The organism is Psychrobacillus insolitus, assembly GCF_003254155.1.
GTDB classification, from domain to species: Bacteria; Bacillota; Bacilli; order Bacillales_A; family Planococcaceae; genus Psychrobacillus; species Psychrobacillus insolitus.
Window position 1 is genome coordinate 1 of record NZ_QKZI01000009.1, and the last position, 623, is coordinate 623.

The following is a 623-nucleotide window of genomic DNA, read 5'->3' on the forward strand; positions in this document are numbered from 1 at the left end:
GATTAGTTGGAACGCCGTATGAGGTGAAAGTCTCACGTACGGTGTGAAGTGGGGGAAAAGCTGGAGATAACTTCAAAGGCTTACCTATCACTATAAGATTCGAAGCACGAAGTATCCGAAGTAAATGTTGAAATTAGTCTAAAAATAAGAGGACCATCACTACCTTTCAAATTGAGAAAAGTAGTGATGGTCCTCTTAACATGGAGGCTCAATTATGAAAAAATGTTTGATATGAAACTTTTCGGTATTACACCTATTAGTTCCTTCTCGTGGTGAGAAGAAATGCCTGAAATGAATTTCTTCTATTATATTGTTTTAACTATAATGATTCTTCATACTCCTTGACTAACTTATAAAAAGTCGTTTTTTTTACGCCAATTTCTTGCATTGCTTTTACTGCTGTAATCTCTCCTGATTTCCAGCTAGCATACGCTTCTTTAAACTCCTCAGTGAGAGTAACCTTTGGACGTCCAAAAATTTTACCGTTTTGCAAAGCCACATCAATTCCTTCACGCTGCCGTTTTCGAATTCGATCGCGTTCTTCTTCAGCCATCCATGAAAGAATTTGTAAGACAAGATCCGCAATGAATGTCCCTAAGCTGTCCTTATATTGGGTCGTATCG

The 623-nt window shown here is 37.9% G+C and carries 1 protein-coding gene; it reads right to left on the reverse strand.

Going from position 1 to position 623, the window contains the following annotated elements; all coding sequences use genetic code 11:
* Window positions 1-319: 319 nt before the first annotated feature.
* The coding region (locus tag C7437_RS14555; RefSeq protein ID WP_170122384.1) for a recombinase family protein at window positions 320-623 on the reverse strand (304 nt) is incomplete at its 5' end.